Consider the following 22156-nt stretch of genomic DNA (forward strand, 5'->3'; position numbering starts at 1 on the left):
AGACTCTAAAGACTTTCCGCTAATTGCTCTTTCCATAATATTCTTCAAATAATCTGTGTACCCTTTTAAGTTATATTTTTTTTATTTGCTTATAATCTTTTTTCTCTTAATTCTGTACCTTATCACAAGCCAAACTGCAAGAGCTATAAAAGGCAATAAGGGAATTATGCTTACAAGGAATATAAAGATGTCGCAAATCGCTCTTACGGCAAAATTAAGAGTGCTGTTAAAACCATTCGTTATGGCTTTTTTTATCTCTTTGAATGTTATGAATGATATTCCGACTTCCTTGCCGCCGGTTATCTCCGGTATCTTATTTATTGTAATGCTGATCGTGCTGTATTCAAGGAGCTTATCCCACATATTTATCCTGCCTTGAATTGTTTCTATCTGACCTCTTACTTTATATAGCTGGTCCTCAACTTTTAACGTTTCATCTACAGTATTTGCTTTTTTCATAATCAAAAGGAGCTGCTCTTCCTGCGCTTTTAAATTTCTCAAAGAAGATTGCGAATCGGTATACTGGTCCGTAACATCATCAGTATTTATTGATGAAACTTTATTCTTTCCTTCAAATGTATCAAGATATTTCAAAAAACTGTTCATCAGCTTAGTAGGCATTCTGACCGTTATACTGGAAACGTTGTCGGATATATTTGAGCCTGCAACATATCCTCCCATCTCCGATGCCTTTGATAGTATGGAATCATATGAACCCTTTAGATCCTTGACATCAAATTTTACGGATGCATTATATATAACTTTTCTTACGCTTGAATCCTGCTCGCTCTGCTTGACGCTCGTATCGCCTGTAGTGTTTGTCTTATTTTCGCCCGTGCTTGCCACAACCATATCTTTAGCAGTTTTTTCGGATACTTCGGATTTCGGTGCCCCATTATAACTTGCAGCCCTATTCATAGTGTCCTTACCGGCACTTGATGCGCTCTTTTTCGATGAGCAGGCAGGTAAAAGCAATATAAGGATAACGATTAAGATGCATAAAAATTTTCTTTTTGTAAAAAGTTTCATATAAATCCTCCCTTAAATTCTCCTAATATAATATTTAGACGTACAAAAAACTGATTTTGTTCTATAAGATTATTATACCGGAAATATGTTTAAAAAGGACTCGGTTCATAATATGAAATCAGTCATAAATAGAATTGTGCTATTATGATCAGCGAGTGGGTACTCGTAATAACGCAAACTAAAATTACGGATTGAAGTGAGAAGGAATTAAAATATGTACCAAAAATTAAAAGAGTGGGGTTACCACTCTTTTATAATATTCGCACTGGCAGCAGTGCTCCAATTATACCTATGATTAAAGCTGCAATTATGGCACCCAATACCGTAACAGAAATACCGGGCACGATAAACTGGGTTAAATAAATAATCAAAGCCGATACTATGAACCCTGTAAATCCTCTTCCAAATGGAGAAGCATCTATGCCGATCAATGCTTCTATTAAATAATCTAACCCTACGATTACAGCCGCCTGGATCAAAGCGGTCCAAAAATTTGCAATCGCAAATCCAGGAGTAAAAAACGCTGTTACCATTAAGACAATTGCAGCCACAATAAATCTTATAAACAATCCGCCCCAGCTTGTTTCTCTCTTTTCAGAAATATCATTACCCATAAAATCACCTCCAAGATTATTTTGCCCAGATTTATTTTACATATGCTTTTATTTTATATGATAAACCGCTATATTACCTGATTAACAAATGATTCCTTTAAATTTTAGCTTGTCCACATTATTTCGCAAAAAATAAAAAAAGCCTCAACTCAAAAGTTGAAGCATCTGGTAGCCCTATGGGGATTCGAACCCCAGTTTCCGCCGTGAGAGGGCGACGTCCTAGGCCGCTAGACCATAGAGCCACAACGCAGCTTAAATAAAGCCGACAGTGTTTATTATAACATATATACCACTTAAGTCAATACTTTAATTTTTTTTGCTGCCATCAATGCATATATTTTACATTTGGAAAATATTATGTAAATGCTTTGAGGCCTGCCCTTGTAATAATGTCACATTAAATAAAATGGCAAATTCTCTCTGTCATTTCCTGTGTGCTGCAGCTTCCTCCGATATCCGGCGTCAAATACACACCTTCCGCCAAAACTTTGTCAACGGCATCATGTATCTTGAGTGACGGGCCGCCCTCACCGATATATTTAAGCATCTCTGCGGCGGATAAAAGTATGGCCGTGGGGTTTGCAACATTTTTTCCGGCAATATCCGGAGCACTCCCGTGTACGGCTTCGAAAACGGCATAATCGTCTCCTATATTCATTCCGGGCACCAGCCCCAACCCTCCGACAAGCCCTGCGCACAGGTCGGACAATATATCGCCGTATAAATTCTCCGTAACCAAAACATCAAACCGTTCGGGGTGCATCACAAGATTCATACATGCGTTGTCGACGATCATTTCATTATATTGTATATCATTATAATCCGAAGAAACATTCCTGACCTCATCTAAAAAGAGCCCGTCGGACTGCTTCATGATATTTGCCTTGTGGATGGCTGTAACCTTTTTCCTGTTATTCTTTTTCGCGTATTCGAACGCCTTTAGCGCAATCCTCCTGGAAGCATCCCTTGTAATGAGCTTAATAGCCTCCACCCTGTTTTCATCTATTCTGTGCTCGATGCCTGCATATAAATCTTCAGTATTTTCCCTGAAGATAACAATATCGACATCATCATATGGCGTTTTGATACCCGGAAGTTTTTTGACAGGCCTTATATTCGCATACAAATTAAGCTTTTGCCTCAAAGCAACGTTTATGCTTTTGAAGCCCTTCCCTATTTGCGTGGTTACAGGCCCTTTCAGCGCTACTCTATTTCTCTTTATGCTTTCTATGGTGTCTTCGGGAAGAGGCAATCCGTATTTATCGATGGCCTTCAATCCCGCTTCTCTTATTTCCCACTGGATTTTAGCACCGCTCTCATTAACTGCATCTATCACGGATTTAACAATTTCAGGCCCTATCCCGTCTCCCGGAATCAAAGTAATTTTACGCACTATAACCTATCCCCTTTATTGGTTTTTATATAATTTATAAATCCACCGTATTTCAACAGCTTCTTTTCTCTATCGGTTACATCTAGTACCAGTTCATAATATTTTCCCTTTGTTTTATTAAATGCCATTATCTTTTTCCCATCTTCCATCTGAGCCAGTAAATTCTCCATCTCAATTTCATCAAAAGGATCAATATCCCGATAATCCTCTTCATTTTTAAATGTCAACGGAAGTATGCCGTTATTTATCAGGTTGGATTTGTGTATCCTTGCAAATGATTTCGCAATTACACCTTTTATCTTCAGGTACAGGGGAACCAGCGCCGCGTGCTCCCTGCTCGACCCCTGCCCGTAATTGCTGCCGCCGACTATAAAACCGCCGTTATTTTTAATACAGTTATCATAAAACCTGTCATCCACCTGAGAGTAACAAAACCTTGCAAGGTAAGGTATATTTGATCTATAAGGCAAAAGCTTCGCATTGGAGGGCATAATATGATCCGTCGTTATATTATCGCCCACCTTCAGCACTACTTTACCCGCCAATTTATTATCCAAAGCTCTATTTAAAGGAAAAGGCTTTATATTGGGACCCTTTATAATTTTTACGCTGCCTCTTTTATCCGGCATTATAAAATCATTATCATTGTAATATTCAATATCGTCGAATTCCTCAATTCCGCTACTGTATAAAACTGAAGGATCCGTCAGTTTGCCATATATTGCCGATACCGCTGCAGTAGCGGGACTTACAAGATATACTCTGGCAGATTTTGTTCCGCTTCGTCCTTCGAAGTTTCGGTTAAATGTCCTAAGCGATACTCCGTTCGTTTCCGGTGCCTGTCCCATTCCAATACACGGCCCGCATCCGCACTCTAAAATCCTTGCTCCGCATTCGATAAGATTCTTTAAAGCCCCTGACATGGAAAGCTTTGTAAGAACCTGTTTCGAGCCGGGCGAAATCACTAAACTTACATCAGGGTGAACGGTTCTGCCCTTTAATATCCTGGATGCGATCATCAGATCTTTATAAGATGAATTAGTACAGCTACCTATTGCTACCTGCGTTATCTTTAACCCTTCTATGTCCTTCACCCTTTTAACATTGTCGGGGCTGTGAGGCAAAGCTGCCATAGGCTCTATCTGCGATAAATCAATATATATCGTCTCATCATATTCGGCATCATCGTCTGCTTTAAGTTCCTTGAAATCATTCTCACGTCCCTGGCTTTTCAAGAATTCATATGTCTTCTCGTCAGATGGGAATATCGAAGTTGTGGCTCCCATTTCAGCTCCCATATTCGTCATCGTCGCCCTTTCAGGCACTGACAGGCTCATAACCCCATCTCCTGAATACTCCAGTATTTTGCCTACCGCTCCTTTTACCGACAGTTTGCCTATAATGTACAATATTGCATCCTTTGCAGTAGACGGAGGATTCAGCTTCCCTTTCAAAACGATATTGCATATGGATGGCATCACGAAATAATATTTTCCCCTCGCCATGGCTGCTGCAACATCAAGCCCCCCTGCTCCTATGGAAAGGCATGCTATACCACCGCATGTAGGTGTATGGCTGTCGGAGCCTAAAAGAGTCCAACCGGGGCGTGCAAATCTTTCAAGGTTCACCTGATGGCAGATACCGTTTCCGGGTTTTGAAAATACTATACCGTATTTTTGTGCGATAGTTTTTATATATAAATGATCATCGGCATTTTCAAATCCAGTCTGCAGCATATTATGATCAATATATGCCACGGACAGCTTTGTTTTTATGCTGTCGACACCCATTGCTTCAAGCTGCAGATATACCATGGTACCCGTTGAGTCCTGCGTTAAAGTTGAGTCAACAGATATTTCGATTTCGTTTCCCTTAACCATTTCTCCGGAAATCAAATGGTCTTTAATAATTTTTTGCGATAAATTCATCTCCAATTAAACCACTCCAATCGTTATATGACAATTTTTTATTTCTTACTGTAAATGTCAATCATAGGTTTTTGCATCTATTGAAGGCATCGTCCTTCTAAGGCTTCCAATCACGTAATCTATGAAATCGTCCGCATCCGTCTTTATGATATCCAGCGATTTTAAGATTATGGAAGCCATCTTTGATGTATCTTCAACCTCTATTCCATGCTTTATTTTAAGCTGGATGCTGTATTTTTTAGCCATATTCAGCGCACACACGTTATCATAATCAAAATAATCGATAAATTTCCTGAACTTACCGACAAAATAGCCCGCATCTTTAGAATAAAAACAAGCAAGCCTTCTGCTTACATAATCGATAAGCCCTTCATCCATTATGACCTTTTTAAACCTATGTTTAAGAGAACCATCTTTTTTATCTATAAACAGTTCAAATGCTATTTCGATAATATTATGCGCCTTCCACAGCCCTATTTTTTCAGGCACATTGCAGTATTTAACTACGTCCTTTTCTATATACTTAGCCTTCTCAAAGCAATATCCAAGATCATGCCCATCCGGAAAGCTTTCATCGCTGTAATAATCCAGCCCCTTCATATCAACGCAATGTGTTATTGACCCCTTGGCAAAATCGGTAATTTTTTTCTCCCGGTTTTTAAAAAAGTTGAATAAAGCAGATGAATTGTAGTGCGTAATATTCCTTGGAATATCCCTGGATACAACAGCGTCGGGATATATACTCCCGAGTACTGCGAAATCAGATATATTATCCATTACTTTACTTGCAATATAAATATGGCATACAGGAAACATTATAAGCCTCCGACATATTGATTATTATATATACTAAGCCTCTATTTTTTAATTATATACCTATTTTTTTGTGTAAATCAATATTTTTTGCGTCATATAAAGATGCTTATGAATTATGGGCATTAAAAAAGTACGCCTCCAAATGTTAGGCAAAAATAGCTGACATTCGGAGGCGTACTTTTTAACAGGCTCTTTATCTTCTGGCAAAACCCGGTTTCAAAAACGGTTGAAGCGCATATGCAAGTGATAAGGCTATTGCGGAATCCACAATATGGTGGATAACGGTTCCCGCTCCAACAACTACCAATACCTTATACGCCGTCCATCCAAAAGGTATAACCGCCAGCACCTCAAGTACCGCGTGTATTGGAAGAGTAAGCGCGTATGCAACGATTGCCGGCTTCCCATGCTTAATCATTACCGCACCTACATAACCTGCGACAATATGGCTGGCAGCTCTTGCCGCAACATATACGGGAGACGACAGTAAAAATCCAATCGTCGACCCGACTCCCACCATCAGTGCGACAGGTGGGCTTATAAGCATGGATAGAAGCATAGGCACATGGGCTGCAAGAGTAGCTGAAAATGGTGGTATTACAATCCTTAAAAATGAAAATTGTATAGGTATGATTATCGCTAAGGCGGTAAGCATAGCTCCTATAGTCAATTCTTTAAGCTTCATTTTTTTCACCTCTAAAGTCATATGGTAATTATGTTTACTGTCTTGTCATCTGTAAAGATTATAATACATTTTTTTATTTTTGTACAGGGAAATATTTTACTCTGCCATATCTGTCCTTATGCCCATAGTCAAAGAATACGATGCAGTCTTCCGCATTGAATGCCGGATGCCTGACAAACTTGAATATATTATATTTAAAATATTTAACGCATATACTTTTTATTATTTCCTTAGTACTTGTCCCGGCGTAATATGGCAGGTATTTTTCTATATTATGCCTGTCCGAAAGAAAATTCCATATATATTGCTTATCCACAGATACATCCGGACGGATAAAATCCGGCATATATGTATTCCTGCCTTGCATAAGATAGTCAAAGGCCAGGCACTCCTTTGCAAGATTGATATTTATATCACCGTTCCCCCTGCAAAAATCATATATAAGCTCATACTGCTGTACATTCCCTATTTTTATGTTCATACTTATTTTTTTACTGCGATACTCCGCAAACTTACTGAAAAAATCAAACGGCGTTCCAAAAGCACCGACGATATAGCTTAAAATCGTATCGAATCTGCCGCTGTTATAATAAGCATCAACCATGTCAGCTATGTTCTTGAGGCATATCAGCTCTTTAAACGATATGGCATCTGTTTTTAACACTTCATATGGAGGATAGCTTTCGTACACTATGCCGTATTCCCTCGCATTCTCCCGCAGTGCGCTCCCCTTCAAAAGTTTAAGGAAACCAAGCTGGAGCATATCGGGCTTCAGATTAAAAGCATCGTTAAATGACATCCGGAATGAGGAAATATTCTCCTTTGGAAGGCCGGCAATCAAATCCAGATGTATATGGGCATTTCCCTTTTGTATCAGTCTTTTTATATTTTTGAAAAGTATTCCCGTATCGGCCTTTCTATATACGGTATCGAGGGTATCCTGATTGGTCGATTGTATACCTATTTCAAACTGAAAGAGGCCATAAGGCGCGCTGTTTATAAGCTTTATGACCTCATCATCCAATATCCACCCTGAAATCTCAAAATGGAATCTTGTATTTTTCTTGTTTTCAATAAGAAACTTTAATAAATCGAAATAGTTTTTCCCGCAGTTGAATGTCCTGTCTACAAATTTAACGAGCTTCACATCATTGTCGATAAACCACATCAGATCCCTTTTCGTTCTCGCCAGTGAAAAAAAGCACACTCCCTCTATTGTCGACGAAAGGCAGTAAGAACACTTAAAAGGACAGCCCCGACTAGTTTCATAATACATTATCTTGTTTTTAAAATCACATGCATTTTCTCCCCTGTATGGAAATGGTATTTTATCCAGATCCTTGATCAAAGTACCTTTCTTGTTTTCGACTATGCCGTCCCCTTTCCTGTATGTAAGAGAGTTTATGTTTCCTATGTCCGGAATGTTATGTTCAAGACAGCTAAAAAGACTGCGGCACCCTTCCTCCCCTTCACCGCTTAATATATAATCTATAAAAGGATTGTCTTTCATTATCATTTTGCTGTCATATGATACTTCAGGTCCTCCGAGAAGTATTTTTACGCCCGGCGTTATTTTTTTTATGCTGCCGGCTATTTTTAAAACGGTCTCTATGTTCCATATATAACAGGAAAATCCTATCACATCTGCATAAGAAAGATATATTTCATTTATGATTCTGCCTATGCTGTCGTTTATTGTATATTCTTTTATGTCTATATCGCAATTATCGCAGTATGTTTTGATATATCTTACCGCTAAATTTGTATGTATGTATTTTGAGTTAAGTGCAACTAATAATATTTTCAACTTATCATCCCTATATGTTTTTTTCGGCTTCAATATAAAAATATTCGTTTAAGTCTTTGACATAAGCTATCTTAAAGTACCATTTTACAACCGGAAGTATAGTGTTGATGCTATATGCATGGTCTACGATATTTTGTCCTGTATCCATCAATATGCTTTCGCCATCCGGTATTATAGCCCTTATCTTCTGTTTATAGCTGAAATTGAAAATTCCCCTTTTTATATCCCATATATAGAGCCTTCCCTTATCTTTTAAAACTCTTTTTATTTCCTTTATAGTCTTGTTCCTTTTGTATTTTCTTTCTATATACGAGAGTGAAAAAAACGCCGTAACGGTATCGAACGAATCGTCCTCAAACGGTAAATCCGAAGGATTGCCATATATAAATCCGCAATCGTCCTTTTTATATAATCGGCCCGAAGTTACGGCGGCCTCCTTATTGCTTTCGGCTTCTATGTCTTTAAGGGCACGATAGATGACGCCCTTCCCCTTATAGCATAGATCAAGTACATTATCCCTTATGCGCAATTTTCTCAAATCCACAATTATCTCTTTGTTTTTTCCCATATAGATCCACCTCAAAGTTTAATATTTCATATTCTACAATTTTTCCCTTATCCCGGTCTCTTTCATTTTCAAATAGTCTCATCTACAGGATATATTCGCTGCCTGATTGGAAAAACCTTTCAGGCTGCGATTTTATTTTAAGGCCAATAATGCTTAATTCAAAGGAATATCCTCTATGGCATTGTAAAACATGTTTAAAAATCCGGCAGTGCTCCTCTGGGCCTGGCAAAGGGCAATATGCGTAATATTGAAATATCTTTTCTCGATGTTTATTATTTCCTTGTTTTTGTTATAAGCGCTTAATGCAACTTCTGCATTCTGGTCAAAGTAATCTTTTATATTGTCTAAATAAATGCCGTTGCTGAAGCATCTAAAGCTTTTTTCATTGGCATATGTCCTCAACACCCACCTTTCATATTGCCTGTGATGCTTGAACAGCTTTATATTGACATGCTGTGGTACCGTTACATCCTGAACGAGATGGCATGCCGCCCCAAGATAAAACATGGATTTTTTTATGTTTCTGTTTTTCCACCATACAAGAGAAGATGTGTAATATACTGTACATTCCTTAAATGCGTTGCTGAATCCATACAGTCCCCTGTTTTTTTGCGGATTGTAAAAATGGTTGCTGTTCTTTAAGTCCTGATCGGCCCATACCACGCCGGAATTTAAGTCGTCTATATGCTTTTTGAATAAATTATATGCATTTATATATCCATCATTTTTCAATATGATTATGGACTGGTTGTTTATAAACCTGTGCACCCTGCATTCCGTCCTGACAACAGCCTTTTTTATCGGGTTTACGGCATGCAGTGTGGTCTTGAATACTCTGCCATAAGATCTTTCTATCAAACCTGACAATTTTGCCATCCCCTTAAGTATTAGAATAAAACCATATATATTGTACCCTTAAAATACATTAAAAAAATCTGTAAAGTAAATAATATACCATCATTATATGCCATATATGCTATAATGGAAAAAAATCTTTAATTTTAAATTCCCGATCTTTGAACCGGGGATACTAAGGAGGAGATGTTAAAAATGAAAGATCCAAGACTTGAAACGCTGGCAAATAATTTAATCAATTATTCATGCCGCCTTAAACCAGGGGAAAAAGTTTTAATAGAGGCAATCGGGCTTGAAAAAGAATTTACATGTGAACTTGTAAAGCAAGCATACAAAGCCGGTGCCATACCATTTGTGACCATAAAAGATAAAACAATAGACAGGGCTTTATACATGAACGCTTCAAAGGAACAGTTCGACTTGATGGCAAAGTATGAGGCTTATAGAATGTCTGATATGAATGCATACATAGGCGTGAGGTCGGGTGATAACGATTCCGAAACAAGCGATGTGCCTACCGATAAGATGTCTCTTTATATGAAAAATTTTATAAAGCCTGTCCATGGCATGATAAGAGTGCCAAAGACGAAATGGGTTATATTAAGATATCCCAGCCCGTCTATGGCTCAGTCCGCCGGCATGAGCACGGAAGCCTTTGAGAATTTCTATTTCGATGTGTGCAATCTCGATTACAGCAAGATGGCAAAAGCGATGGACCCTCTTGTCAAATTTATGGAAAGCACGGATAGAGTGCATATCAAGGGAAAAGGCACCGATATCACATTTTCAATAAAAGGCCTTCCAGCCATAAAATGTTCGGGCGAAGCAAATATACCCGATGGGGAAGTATATACCGCGCCGGTAAAGGAAACTGTAAACGGTGTGATAACTTATAATACACCGGCTGTATACCAGGGATTCACCTTTGAGAATATACGCCTTGAATTCAAAGATGGAAAAATTATAGGCGCAACTGCAAACGATACTGAAAAGATAAATAAAATATTCGATACCGACGAGGGAGCAAGATATGTAGGGGAATTTTCATTCGGCGTAAATCCCTACATCGAAAAGCCGATTAAAAATACGCTGTTTGATGAAAAGATAAGGGGAAGCATCCATTTTACACCCGGAAGCAGCTATGACGAGTGCAATAATGGCAATAAATCGGCAATACACTGGGATCTTGTATATATCCAGACACCTGATTTTGGCGGTGGGGAGATATGGTTTGATGATAAACTTGTACGAAAAGACGGTGTATTTGTGTTGCCTGAGCTTGAAGGATTGAACCCTGAAAACCTTAAGTAAGATTTATATAAAAGTAATATTATCCACTTGAATTATATATATTGTAATTGGGACACTACTCCCCTTCGAGGTCAGCCTCGGACGGGGGCATGTCCCCAAATAATATAATTCAGGTGCGATTCAATGAAAAAATTAACTTTTGCGCAAAATACGCTGCTTCTTTTAATATCGAATATTGCGACGGGTTCTTTATCATTCTTTTTTTCCATTATATTGTCCAGGGAAATAGGAGCTCACGGAGTCGGGCTTTATCATATGGTAATGCCTACATACAGCTTTTTCATATGCTTTACATGCGGCGGTACTGCAACTGCGATATCCAAAATAGTTGCCGAAAAAATATCTAAGAACAATACCCGTGAATTATTTAAAAGCATTACGGCGTCGATTGCTTTTTTTTCATCCTGGTCTATATTCGTATCTATTTTCGTCGTAATATTTGCCCCGTATATATCCATGTCTATCCTGAAAGATGAAAGGACCTATTTAGCAATTCTTATGTACATACCTGCAATAATATTTATCACTATAGGATCCATACTGAAAGGATATTTCTATGGAGTCCAAAACTCGTCGGCGCCGGCTGTTATCGATATTTTTGAAAAATTTATAAGAGTCGTGGTCCTCTTGGCACTTTCCGAGCATTTAAGGAAATACGGGATCAAATATCAGGTGGCGGGAGCGGTTTTAGCCATGACTGCAGGAGAAGTAACAAGCACCACTCTTTTATATATAGCCTATAAAGTATCTTCGTCATCCGTCAAAACATTGACAGGAAAACCGGATAACGTCTTTCAGATTATGGCTGACGTGTTTAAGGTTTCCCTGCCTTTATGCGTCAACGGCTTTTTTTCTACGATGCTTGGGACATTTATAGCCGCCATGGCACCCAGAAGACTGCAGGCGGCAGGGTTTGCAAAGGAAACCGCCCTCGCACTCTACGGTAAAGTTTCAGGAATGGGTTTAACTATTGTAATGTTCCCTGCCATCATAATAGGTGCCATATCCATAATGCTTGTACCTGTCATATCCGAAGCATCTGAAAGCAGAAATACATCGGCGGTGAATAAAAGGATTTACTCCGTCATAAAACTGGCTGCCGTTGTAGCTGCGGTTTCCGCAGGATTGTTTTTTTCAATGCCGAAAGAATTGGGAATGATGTTTTACAGCAGAGACGACCTTGGAAACATTATCTTTTCACTTTCCTTCGGCCTTATGGCCTCATATATCGAATCGACAATGTTCGGCATACTGAACGGCCTTGGAAAGCAGGGAATATTGCTTAGGAACACTATAATACTGTCTATTATAGATATAACGATTTTATATATATTCCTTGCAGTTTCAAAAATAAATATATACGCATATGCCATAGACTTCGCCATAAGCCCTCTTGTGGGATGCATACTGAATTATACCAGTATAGCAAGGATAACAGGCATATACATGGACTTCAGGGAAATCGTATTATTTCCACTCCTGATAAGCTTTGCCGAAATCATCATAATAAATAAGCTGAAAAGCTATATGGCCTTTGGAAATATTTCTACTTTGATATTGCTTTTCACAGGTATTGCAGTATATTTGCTGCTGTATTTTATATTGAGCCCTGTTTTTAAAAGAGCAATAAAGCAATCGCCATATACGCTATAATCCGTATGCATGCCTTTTACACCTTAAGTTTTAGCAGCAGCGATTTCATATCGTCCGGAATTTCCGTTTTCAATCTCACCCTGCTTCCGTATCTTGGATGATTGAATTCCAGCATATATGCATGGAGGGCCTGTCTGTTTATGAATCTGCTGTCATCCGCAGTCCCATACAGTGTATCGCCAAAAATAGGATGCCCTATATAGCTCATGTGCACCCTTATCTGATGGGTCTTGCCCGTTTCGAGTCTCAGCTCCACTAATGAGGCCTCGTCAAGATCCTCTATGACTTTATAATGAGTAACGGCTTTATACCCTGATGTCATTACCTCCCGCTTTATTGTCTCCCGGGAAGGCCTGCCGATCGGGAGATCTATAGTTCCGGATTTTTGCGTAAAGTTTCCATGGGCGATGCATATGTATTTCTTGCTTATTTCATTGGAATCAAGCTCCTTTGCCAATGCCTGATGGGTAAATTTATTTTTTGCTATTATTACGAGTCCCGAAGTATCCCTGTCGAGCCTGTTTACGAGCCTCACTATGGACTTATCGCCCTTTTGCCTGAGGTAATATATTATGCCGTTTGAAAGCGTCCCGTTGGGATGTCCCTTTGTCGGATGTACGACAATACCCGGCATTTTATTCACAATCAAAAGATCTGCGTCCTCAAATACCACGTCTACCGGTATATTTTCCGGCTCTATATCCTGGCTTTCTTCCTTGTATATGTTGACGGACACCACATCGCCTGTCTTTACGAGAGCATTTGTAAATACATGCTTGTTATTTATAAAAATGTTTTTCGCTTTCTTCAAGTCGGTTATCAACCTTCTCGATAAATTCATCCTGCTTTTTAATATATTGTCAAGTTTTACTCCGTCATCTGCTTTCTCTGCAGTATATGTCAAATAATCCTCATTCATAAATTTTTCTCCCAATGTTTAATTCTTTCGTTAACATCTTATATAATTGTTTTTCAAATAATCTGCATGCATCCGGATTCTGCTGCTTATTTGATCATAAGCTCGACGCCCGATACGCTTTGCACGAACTTGATTAAGGCATCTATCTGGCTTTCCGGACTGCTAAACTCATATTCTATGCAATTTTTTACCCACCTTATCGAAATTGAATTGTTGAATAGTTTCTTTATGGCGAATGTTTTGCCTCCGGATTTTACAACTTTGTCCTCATCACTTAGAACCAATTCATACCTGTGGACATTCTTCTGGCAGTAATATACTGTGTCCATATCCTTTATATAAGTTACAGTGGCCGATGGAAATTTCACAGGAGGAACTACCGTGATCTCATTTACGGCAAATCCTTCAGGTATATCGTCAGGCATTATCAAGTTGAATTTTACATATTTTTCAGCCTCTTCTTCATTCTTTACAGCCTTTGGTATCCCTTCGGCATTTATGATTTTAAGCTTATCCGATTGCCTTAACTTAAATAACTTATCATCTATATTTTTATTTATTGAAACATATTCGTACTCATAAGTTATATTGACATCACCGTCCGATAGATATTCTTCCCTTGCAGGGAGGCTCAATCCTTCCTTCTTTACAAGCCATATCCGATGTTCATATATGCAGCCGTTCTCTTCATCTACGGATCTTATTATCTCTGCGCTCTCTCCTGCCAAATTATCTGCTTTATAAAGCTCATATTTTCCGGAAAGCTCGATATCATGGAGTTTATCCTGAAGCTGAAAAGAAATAGGTTCGCTATCTTTCCACTTCTCCCTGTAATATGCTGTCAGGGATGCGGGAAAATATTCGTACATGCCATCCGGCGTATAGATATCTATGCTTGTGCAGCCGCTGCTTTTAGTTTCCGTTCTCAGATAATCGGGCTTTTTATAATAAAAATGGACTTCGATGGATTCGGTCTGCTTTGACTTATCCATCGTTTTTATATGCTGTTTATATTCTATGCTGTTTATGGCATTGACAGATTCTGCAAGTGCTGCAATTGAATACTCATATCTATTCGACATAACAGGCACCGGTTCCTCTTTTACGGCATTTGCAAGCAGTAAAAATAATATAACTAAAAGTACAAGCGATGCTGATCTCAGGCCATTATAGGACAAATCGCGCACCCCTTCATGCTATAATTGCTTTCAATAATTTATATTACCGCCACCCCGTAAATATGAATAATCAAAAGGGGCACACCTATGTTCAATGCAAAACTTTATAAATGTATCTTCCTATTCTGTCAAGCCCCTCTTCGATATTTTTCATGGATGTCGCATATGATACTCTTATGTAATCATCTGCGCCAAATGCTTTTCCGGGTACGCATGCAACCCTGGCATTTTCGAGAAGGTCTTTGCATATCGAAACTGAATCCGTAAAAATCTTTCCATTTAAATCCCTGTTTTTTAATTTGCTTATGTTTATCATTATATAAAAAGCGCCTTCGGGTTTTACACATGATACCAGCGGAATGCGGTTGATCCTGCCTGCCATGTAGTTTCTTCTCTTCTCAAATTCGCATCTCATTTTCTCCACGGAATCCTGGTTTCCTTCCAGGGCGCTTATACTTGCATATTGAGCAATGGAATTAGGGTTTGAAGTTGCATGGCTTTGAAGATTCGACATCACCTTTATTATATCTTCATCTCCTGCCGCATATCCTATCCGCCATCCCGTCATCGCGTAAGCCTTTGACATGCCGTTGATGACGATCGTTCTCTTTTTGATATCCTCACCTAAGGATGCTATGCTTATATGTTTCAATCCGTCATATGTCAGCTTTTCATATATCTCATCCGATATCACGAGTATATCCTTTTTAACTGCCGTCCCGGCAATCATTTCAAGCATGTCTCTGCTGTAAACAACGCCTGTGGGGTTGTTCGGGCTGTTTAAAATAATCGCCTTCGTTTTATCATTTATGGCTGAAAGCAATGTCTTTTCACTGAATTTAAAGCCATCTTTTTCACTTGTTTTTATGTATACGCACGAAGCACCTGCTATTTTCACAAGCTCAGGATAGCTAAGCCAGTACGGTGCCGGGATTATTACCTCATCGCCGGGATTGCATACAGCCATAAGCGCATTATGTATTGAATGCTTTGCTCCGTTTGATATTATAATCTGTGATGGCTTATAATCGATATTATTATCCCTCTTAAATTTTCTGCATATACTCTCTTTAAGTTCAGTCATGCCTGAGGCCGAAGTATACTTTGTAAAACCCTTTTCTATTGCATCTATAGCACTTTTGCATATGTTATCCGGCGTATTGAAATCAGGCTCGCCGGCGCCGAAACTTATGACATCGATCCCCTCGCGTCTCATTTTTTTAGCCATTGCATTTATTTCCAATGTGGCCGAACTCGATATTGACAATGCCTTTCTCGATAACTCCAAACTAAATCCCCCCATTAAATATTAAATATTAAAATTCGATACCTTTGCTAATCTATAAACTTCAAAGGGCAAAATAACTTTGAAAAGGATTTTTCGCCGTAACCTTCAAATTCCGCCGATATAGTATCCTTATCCTCCGATACTATATAACCCTCCCCGTATTTTGGATGAATTACCTTCTTTTTTTCCTGCACCTTGCCGCCTTTTTTAGCCATATTGTCTCTTATCTCTCTCTTAAGATCCGAAAGCTTCATGGCTCTGCTCTTTAATTCTTCGCTTTCTATGATATCGTCGGGAATCATACTAAGATACGGGCTTGGATTGGCAAGGGCGCTTCCGCCGTCAGGATTTGAATGGTACGATATTTCAAGATAATCCTTCGCCCTTGTAATCCCCACAAAGAAAAGCCTTTTCTCTTCTTCGTCGTCATATCTCCCGCTTAAGGGTATGATTCCCATGTTGGCACCGCTTATAAATACGTATTTAAACTCCAGTCCCTTGGACGCATGAAGTGTCATAAGCTTTACGGAATCGCTATCTTTGTATATCATCTGGTTTATAACCTGTTTGCCATACAATACGGTATAATCGACGGCATTTTTTATTCCGTCGAATAAATCCATTTTATTTGCTTTTATATAATCCGATATTTCCTTTATATATTTTAATATAAAATCCCTGTCCTTGCTATACGATATGGATGTCGGCAAAAGATAATTGTCCAAGTCAAAGTAGTCGTATATTTCATTTTCAAAATCATCTGCGCTTTTTTTGCATTCGCACCATTTTCTGAATCCGTATATTTTATCTGCAAGCCCATCGCGTGCCTTCCCCTCTGCAACCTGACGGGCTACCGGATATTTGAGGCACGGGCCGTATTTATCATCCGACAGGACATGCAAAATATTCGAAGTGTCATTATTATTTATGGATGCTCTTATAAGCCTGAAAAACCAGTAAAGCGCCGGTATATCCTTCAAATCCTTTTTTACGGAAACCTCATAGGGTATTTTTTCTCTTGTAAATACATCCTCAAAGACGGATGAATGGCTCTGTTTCCTGTATAATATGGCTATCTCATTGTATGGAGTGCCCTCTTTCTTTAATTTTTTGATTTTTTCCGCCAAATATAACGCCTCATTGAAGGAATTATAGTGCTTCTTTATCACTATGGCGTGTCCCATGCCCCTTATGCCCACAAGATGGCTTTGCCCGCTTAAAAATGCCCTTGCAGCGCCAAGTATAGTAGCCGTCGAGCGGTAATTGATAGGGAGCGTCGCTTCTTTGGCGTCGTACCTTTCCTTGAAAATTTCGAATATGTCCTCTCTGCTTCCCCTCCATGAATATATGATCTGGTTGGGGTCTCCGACAGCGAAAATATGCGTATTGTCCCCCACAAGGTTATCTATCATTTCAAGCTGCAAACTGTCGGTATCCTGGAATTCATCGATTATAATCCATTCAGGGTGAACTGCATTATTACGCAAGAGTATTTTGCAGCATTCTATAAGGTCATCAAAATCCATGACATTCCTTTTAACCTTTTCCACCTGAAGAAGATATGCGAAATTGTCTATATCATCGCTGTATTTCATATTGCCATAAAGTTCACGGCCATGCTTTAAACCGTATATCCTTTTCTCAAGCTTTTTCCTGTACTTGATATTCAAGCCGTTCTTATCTATTATATAATCCGATATCTCTCTTGCGCCGTCTTCATCGAGAATGGAAAAATCCTTAGTGTATCCTAAATCTTCAACAGGCAGCACATTGGACAGCAGATACCTTGCAACGCTGTGGAACGTTCCAAAGGCGGCCATTTCACTTTTATCCGACGGATTTTTATCCGACGGGATTGCAAATCTTAGAACCCTTTGCTTTATCTCATCGGCGGCCTTGTTTGTAAATGTAAGCACAAACATTTTTGAAAGAGGCACCTTTTTCACCATGCCAAGGTACAATACTTTATTGACAAGCACCGTGGTTTTACCGCTCCCCACAGATGCATTCAGCAAAAAAGCCTTGTCTTCGTTTGTTACGGCTGCCTTTTGATAATCATTGAGCTTTATAAACGAACCATAAAATTCTTTGCATATATCTTCTATATATTTGTACTTCAAATTTCCTACTGCCAAATTTTCAAGATGTACCGGCATTTCTTTCATGCAATAAGCACCTACTTTGTTAGGTCATCATATCTTCTCATTATCTTTTCCCGAATATCATCAGGAATCTTTTCAATTACCTTTACTCCTATATCAAAAGTCGGCGGAACATCCACATACCTGCTTACCGTATTCATTATTCTCATTTTATTGTTTTTCTCAAGTACCCAATCCTCATAGAATTTAAAATCCGTAACAAACAAAAGCTTATTCCCCGATATTTCGACTCTGTCTATTGTGCTTAAAAAGCTGTGGAGATATTCGGCCCTTTCGCTTAGGAATTTTACAAATTCATGCCAGACATATGGAAGCTGTTCCATCTTGTACAGTTTTTTCTCTATTATGAATGGGGCGCGCGGCGCCTTTTTTATATTCATCGGCGCTTTCGTTTCCGAAAGAAGCGATTCGAGCCCCCATATAATAAGCTTTTTGTCGAGATGGTAATCTCCCACGCATGCCGGGCATCCGCCGTCGCATCTGCAATTTTTAACGAGCGTTACGGCATCCTTTATTATTTCATATGCAAAATCATATGCCTTTTCCGAAAAGCCAAGGCCGCCTGGATACAGATCATAAAGGAGTATATAGGACTTTTTGGCATCGTCCCCCTCCTCTTTGGCGTTAAACACGGTGCTCGCCATATCCTCCCTTGTAGCCATTGTCCTCATCAGCGCAGCGTTTAAAAGGCTATGCTTCAACCCGTTATAATAGTTGAACATAGTATACCCGTTATATACTTCATCTACTTCGTCAGGCACTGCATACCACATTCCCTCCGTCTCAATTTCCTGGTACAGGGGGATGCTTATCCTTTCAAACCCAAGATTCTGATGATTGTGAAACTGTATCATCTTATATGCGGGTATGGCTTCTTTTACCTTTACATCGCCGAAATATCCATGTGTCCTTTTTATTTCCTTGCTTTTAAATCCTCTAAGGACATTTACGCTCGTTTCAACGAAGGGAACAGTAAAGTAATTCATATCGACCGGCACCACTGTCGCTATCCTGTTTGTGAGATCCAGATTTTCCACAAGGTACTGCATGCCGTCGTGTATGTATATGGCCTTCGGATGCACTTCATGAAAAGCCATTGTCTCATCCATCTCGGTAATCACAGTGCCGTTTGCTTTATTCAGCACCTTGTATATATTATTATTTATATTCCTTAAATTGAAATCGCCTGCAGGAAATTCATTTCCCGTCCATATGAAATTTCCTCCCCTGTTTTTCAATTCTCCTGCATTTATAAGCACGGGGACGATTTCCCCGAGATCCGGAAATACCGCGGCATCATCCAGCGATAAAGGAAGTTCCGCGGCTGCGGCCCTCACATGCGCAAGCTCAATAAATAGATTGTTCTTATCTATGACAGCGTTTTCAACGGTTTTATCAGTAAGCCATTCGTTCTTGACGGCAATATACTGATCCACAGGGGAAACATCGAATATAAGGATTCCATAGCTTATATCCCCCCTTCTTCCCGCCCTTCCAAGCTGCTGCCAGAAGGACGCCTTTGTTCCGGGAAAGCCGCACATAATCGAAAGGTCAAGTTTTCCTATATCTATCCCAAGCTCCAAAGCGTTGGTGGATATTACCCCCATGAGCTTCCCGCTCGAGAGCTTTTTCTCTATTTCTGCTCTTTCCTCCGGAGTATATCCACCCCTGTAGCCTGCGACCATATGCGATAGATCCTTCCCCAAGGATGGCTTGCCGTCTATATCGCTGAGCCTGTCTCTTGCTTCCTTCAGGATAACCTCGACTTCCCTTCTGCTCTTGCAAAATGAGATAAACCTTATGCCTTTGTCTACGAGATCCGGTATAAGCTCTGATGCTTCCTCCTCCGGTCCCTTTCTATACTGGGTATCCCTTATAAAAGGAGGCTGCCAGAAGAAAATCTTTTTCCCCCCAGATGGAGACCCATCCTTGAACACATGGACAAATTTGCCGCCACATATATTTTCAGCGAGCTCCACAGGATTTGCAATGGTAGCCGAACTTGTTATAAATTGCGGAGAGCTCTGGTAATATCTGCATATGCGATTCAACCTTCTCATTATATTTGCCATATGGGACCCGAATGCACCCCTGTATGTATGAAGCTCATCTATCACCACGAACTTAAGCCTCGAAAAAATATGATTGAAACCGAAAAGGGAATGATTCGGCAAAAACGAGGAATTTATCATCTCAGGGTTTGTAAGTATGATATTGGCGTTCTTCCTTATCCTCGCCCTTTCGTTTGGAGTAGTATCCCCATCATAAATACCCGCCATAATCCTCTTTTTCCCGAAATAATCAAGGACAGGCACCATATTTCTGAACTGGTCATGAGCCAAAGCTTTTGTCGGATAAACAAATATAGCCCTCAATGTCGGATCATCGAGTATTCTTTGTATGACAGGCAGCATGAATCCCAGCGTCTTGCCGCTCGCAGTCGATGTAGTTATAATAACATTGTTTCCTGCCATGACCTTATCGAACATTTCTGTTTGGTGGCAGTAAAGTTTATTTATGCCGCACCCCTTCAAAAACTCAATAATTTCTTTATTTAAACCCGGAGGAAAATCCGAAAAAACAGGAGGCCTTGCATCTATCGTTTTGGTGGCTATTATTCTGTTTTTAAATCTTTTTAATTCTAAATCAGGCATGTTAACCTCCAAAAATATGGGTTGCACCCAAATATAAATATGCACCCGAAAATATGTTCTCTTGATAAATACATTCTAACAGAAAAAACGCTTTTTTTTAATACTCCATGTGGAATAAATCCATGGTTATTTTGTTTAAATCCGGCGGAAGCTTTGAATATATTTCTTTTCCGCTTAAATAATCGAGATTTCCGCATCCTCTTTCTATTGCAATCTTGTATGCATATAAAAACTGGCTGTGCAAGCCATAATTTTTTTTAAAATAATCATTTGAAGTTTCATCTCCATATTTTATATCGCCGATTATAGGATGCCCTATCTCTTTCAGCTGCGCCCTTATCTGGTGGCTCCTCCCAGTTATCAAGCCTATTTGCGCCAAAGTAAATTTATCGCCTGTTTTTATGGTTTTTATATACGTATGTATATATTTACCGCCTTTTTCCTTCTTTGGCGATACATCGACCATGTTGCTTTTTTCGTCCTTTAAAAGGTATGCTTCAATATCCTGTTCACCCTTTAAAATTCCCTTGACAATGCATAAATAATATTTATTTATATATCTTTCTCTTATCATCATATTTAAATTCTGCAGCGATAAATAATTTTTTGCAAACAGAACTATACCTCCGGTGTTTATATCAAGTCTGTTTACAGCGGCAGGTCTGAATGTGATTTCATTTTCCGGGGAATATTCATTTTTCCCGTATAAATAGTATAAAACCTGGTCGGTCAGCGTATTATCTTTATGATTTTTATCTGGATGAGTTATAAGCCCGGCGGGTTTATCGACTGCCATAATATTGCCGTCTTCATAAAGCACGGTAAAATCCATGCCGGATTTTCTTATTCCATCGCTTGCATCCATTTTGCCTTCAAAGAAAAGTTCCACCATGTCCCCTTCATTCAGCCTGTAATTCGACGGTTTCCCTTTCCCATTTACCTTTACTCTTTTCTTCCTTATTATTTCATATATTCCCGACAGGGGAACATTTTTAAGATATTTTCTTAAAAATCTATCCAGCCTCTGATTAGCTTCATTTGCCGTAATTATTATTTTTTCCAAAACCTACACCGTCCTTAAAATTATTCGATGAACACAACCCATTTGGCGGGTACATGTCTTTATTTGCATACACTCACTCTTTTAATATAGATTTTTAAATTTCTATATTAATTATACCCATTGTAAGGCATGAAAAAAGTATTCTTTATTTTTACCGGAATATTTTACAAAAATTAATTTAATCTATTGTGCTACCTGACAAATTACTGGTAAAAGGAATATTATACCAATAT

Annotated in this window: 17 protein-coding genes and 1 tRNA gene; 2 read left to right on the forward strand and 16 right to left on the reverse strand. The window is 39.1% G+C overall.

All coding sequences use genetic code 11. The features are described 5' to 3' along the window. Positions 1-81 precede the first annotated feature (81 nt). The 10 genes from QME45_11400 to QME45_11445 form a co-directional block, all read right to left on the reverse strand. On the reverse strand, positions 82-1029 hold the full coding sequence (locus QME45_11400; protein ID MDI6619258.1) for a DUF4349 domain-containing protein: 948 nt from the start codon (positions 1027-1029) through the stop codon (positions 82-84). A 251-nt stretch (positions 1030-1280) separates the two neighbouring features. Next, the gene (locus QME45_11405) at positions 1281-1643 is read right to left on the reverse strand and encodes a phage holin family protein (GenBank protein MDI6619259.1); all 363 of its coding nucleotides are present in this window, start codon (positions 1641-1643) and stop codon (positions 1281-1283) included. 166 nt (positions 1644-1809) lie between these two features. Then, positions 1810-1885 (reverse strand) — tRNA-Glu (locus QME45_11410). Positions 1886-2040: 155 nt separating this feature from the next. Beyond that, positions 2041-3039, reverse strand: coding sequence for an isocitrate/isopropylmalate dehydrogenase family protein (locus QME45_11415; protein ID MDI6619260.1), 999 nt, complete (start codon positions 3037-3039; stop codon positions 2041-2043). Further along, complete coding sequence (locus QME45_11420; protein MDI6619261.1) at positions 3036-4970, reverse strand: aconitate hydratase; 1935 nt, start codon at positions 4968-4970, stop codon at positions 3036-3038. The genes QME45_11415 and QME45_11420 overlap by 4 nt, the downstream gene beginning before the upstream one ends. 51 nt (positions 4971-5021) lie before the next feature. Then, entirely contained in the window at positions 5022-5780 is a 759-nt protein-coding gene (locus QME45_11425) for a hypothetical protein (protein MDI6619262.1), read from the reverse strand. A gap of 193 nt (positions 5781-5973) precedes the next feature. Beyond that, positions 5974-6465, reverse strand: coding sequence for an ECF transporter S component (locus QME45_11430; GenBank protein ID MDI6619263.1), 492 nt, complete (start codon positions 6463-6465; stop codon positions 5974-5976). Between the two features lie 73 nt (positions 6466-6538). Continuing rightward, a complete protein-coding gene (locus tag QME45_11435) occupies positions 6539-8272 on the reverse strand; it encodes a B12-binding domain-containing radical SAM protein (GenBank protein MDI6619264.1) in 1734 nt (577 codons plus the stop codon). Positions 8273-8282: 10 nt separating this feature from the next. After that, the gene (locus QME45_11440) at positions 8283-8840 is read right to left on the reverse strand and encodes a class I SAM-dependent methyltransferase (protein MDI6619265.1); all 558 of its coding nucleotides are present in this window, start codon (positions 8838-8840) and stop codon (positions 8283-8285) included. Positions 8841-8993: 153 nt separating this feature from the next. Further along, complete coding sequence (locus QME45_11445; protein ID MDI6619266.1) at positions 8994-9707, reverse strand: zinc dependent phospholipase C family protein; 714 nt, start codon at positions 9705-9707, stop codon at positions 8994-8996. Positions 9708-9890: 183 nt separating this feature from the next. Between QME45_11445 and QME45_11450 the strand changes: the two genes are divergently transcribed. Next, positions 9891-11006 (forward strand): aminopeptidase, encoded by a 1116-nt coding sequence (locus QME45_11450; protein MDI6619267.1) that lies wholly within the window; start codon positions 9891-9893, stop codon positions 11004-11006. A gap of 123 nt (positions 11007-11129) precedes the next feature. Next, the gene (gene spoVB, locus QME45_11455) at positions 11130-12659 is read left to right on the forward strand and encodes a stage V sporulation protein B (GenBank protein MDI6619268.1); all 1530 of its coding nucleotides are present in this window, start codon (positions 11130-11132) and stop codon (positions 12657-12659) included. A gap of 16 nt (positions 12660-12675) precedes the next feature. Here spoVB and QME45_11460 read toward each other — a convergent pair whose 3' ends face one another. From QME45_11460 to QME45_11485, 6 genes are all read right to left on the reverse strand, one after another. Next, positions 12676-13578 carry an RluA family pseudouridine synthase gene (locus QME45_11460; protein ID MDI6619269.1) on the reverse strand — a complete coding sequence of 301 codons (903 nt, stop codon included), beginning with the start codon at positions 13576-13578 and terminating at the stop codon, positions 12676-12678. An 86-nt stretch (positions 13579-13664) separates the two neighbouring features. Then, positions 13665-14756, reverse strand: a complete 1092-nt coding sequence (locus QME45_11465; GenBank protein ID MDI6619270.1) for a hypothetical protein — start codon at positions 14754-14756, stop codon at positions 13665-13667. 91 nt (positions 14757-14847) lie between these two features. Next, positions 14848-16044 (reverse strand): pyridoxal phosphate-dependent aminotransferase, encoded by a 1197-nt coding sequence (locus QME45_11470; GenBank protein MDI6619271.1) that lies wholly within the window; start codon positions 16042-16044, stop codon positions 14848-14850. 47 nt (positions 16045-16091) lie between these two features. Continuing rightward, the gene (locus QME45_11475) at positions 16092-18209 is read right to left on the reverse strand and encodes an ATP-dependent helicase (protein MDI6619272.1); all 2118 of its coding nucleotides are present in this window, start codon (positions 18207-18209) and stop codon (positions 16092-16094) included. A gap of 11 nt (positions 18210-18220) precedes the next feature. Continuing rightward, positions 18221-20860, reverse strand: a complete 2640-nt coding sequence (locus QME45_11480) for a DEAD/DEAH box helicase (GenBank protein ID MDI6619273.1) — start codon at positions 20858-20860, stop codon at positions 18221-18223. A gap of 97 nt (positions 20861-20957) precedes the next feature. Beyond that, the gene (locus QME45_11485) at positions 20958-21923 is read right to left on the reverse strand and encodes an RluA family pseudouridine synthase (protein MDI6619274.1); all 966 of its coding nucleotides are present in this window, start codon (positions 21921-21923) and stop codon (positions 20958-20960) included. Between the last annotated feature and the right edge of the window lie 233 nt (positions 21924-22156).

This window comes from Clostridiales bacterium, from assembly GCA_030016385.1.
Classification (GTDB): Bacteria; Bacillota; Clostridia; order Clostridiales; family Oxobacteraceae; genus JASEJN01.

Bases quoted from the DNA above. Each gene is read 5' to 3' on its own strand.
- QME45_11400 (MDI6619258.1), bottom strand. From the start codon at position 1,029: ATGAAACTTTTTACAAAAAGAAAATTTTTATGCATCTTAATCGTTATC.
- QME45_11405 (MDI6619259.1), bottom strand. From the start codon at position 1,643: ATGGGTAATGATATTTCTGAAAAGAGAGAAACAAGCTGGGGCGGATTG.
- QME45_11425 (MDI6619262.1), bottom strand. From the start codon at position 5,780: ATGTTTCCTGTATGCCATATTTATATTGCAAGTAAAGTAATGGATAAT.
- QME45_11430 (MDI6619263.1), bottom strand. From the start codon at position 6,465: ATGAAGCTTAAAGAATTGACTATAGGAGCTATGCTTACCGCCTTAGCG.
- QME45_11440 (MDI6619265.1), bottom strand. From the start codon at position 8,840: ATGGGAAAAAACAAAGAGATAATTGTGGATTTGAGAAAATTGCGCATA.
- QME45_11450 (MDI6619267.1), top strand. From the start codon at position 9,891: ATGAAAGATCCAAGACTTGAAACGCTGGCAAATAATTTAATCAATTAT.
- spoVB (MDI6619268.1), top strand. From the start codon at position 11,130: ATGAAAAAATTAACTTTTGCGCAAAATACGCTGCTTCTTTTAATATCG.
- QME45_11460 (MDI6619269.1), bottom strand. From the start codon at position 13,578: ATGAATGAGGATTATTTGACATATACTGCAGAGAAAGCAGATGACGGA.
- QME45_11475 (MDI6619272.1), bottom strand. From the start codon at position 18,209: ATGAAAGAAATGCCGGTACATCTTGAAAATTTGGCAGTAGGAAATTTG.
- QME45_11480 (MDI6619273.1), bottom strand. From the start codon at position 20,860: ATGCCTGATTTAGAATTAAAAAGATTTAAAAACAGAATAATAGCCACC.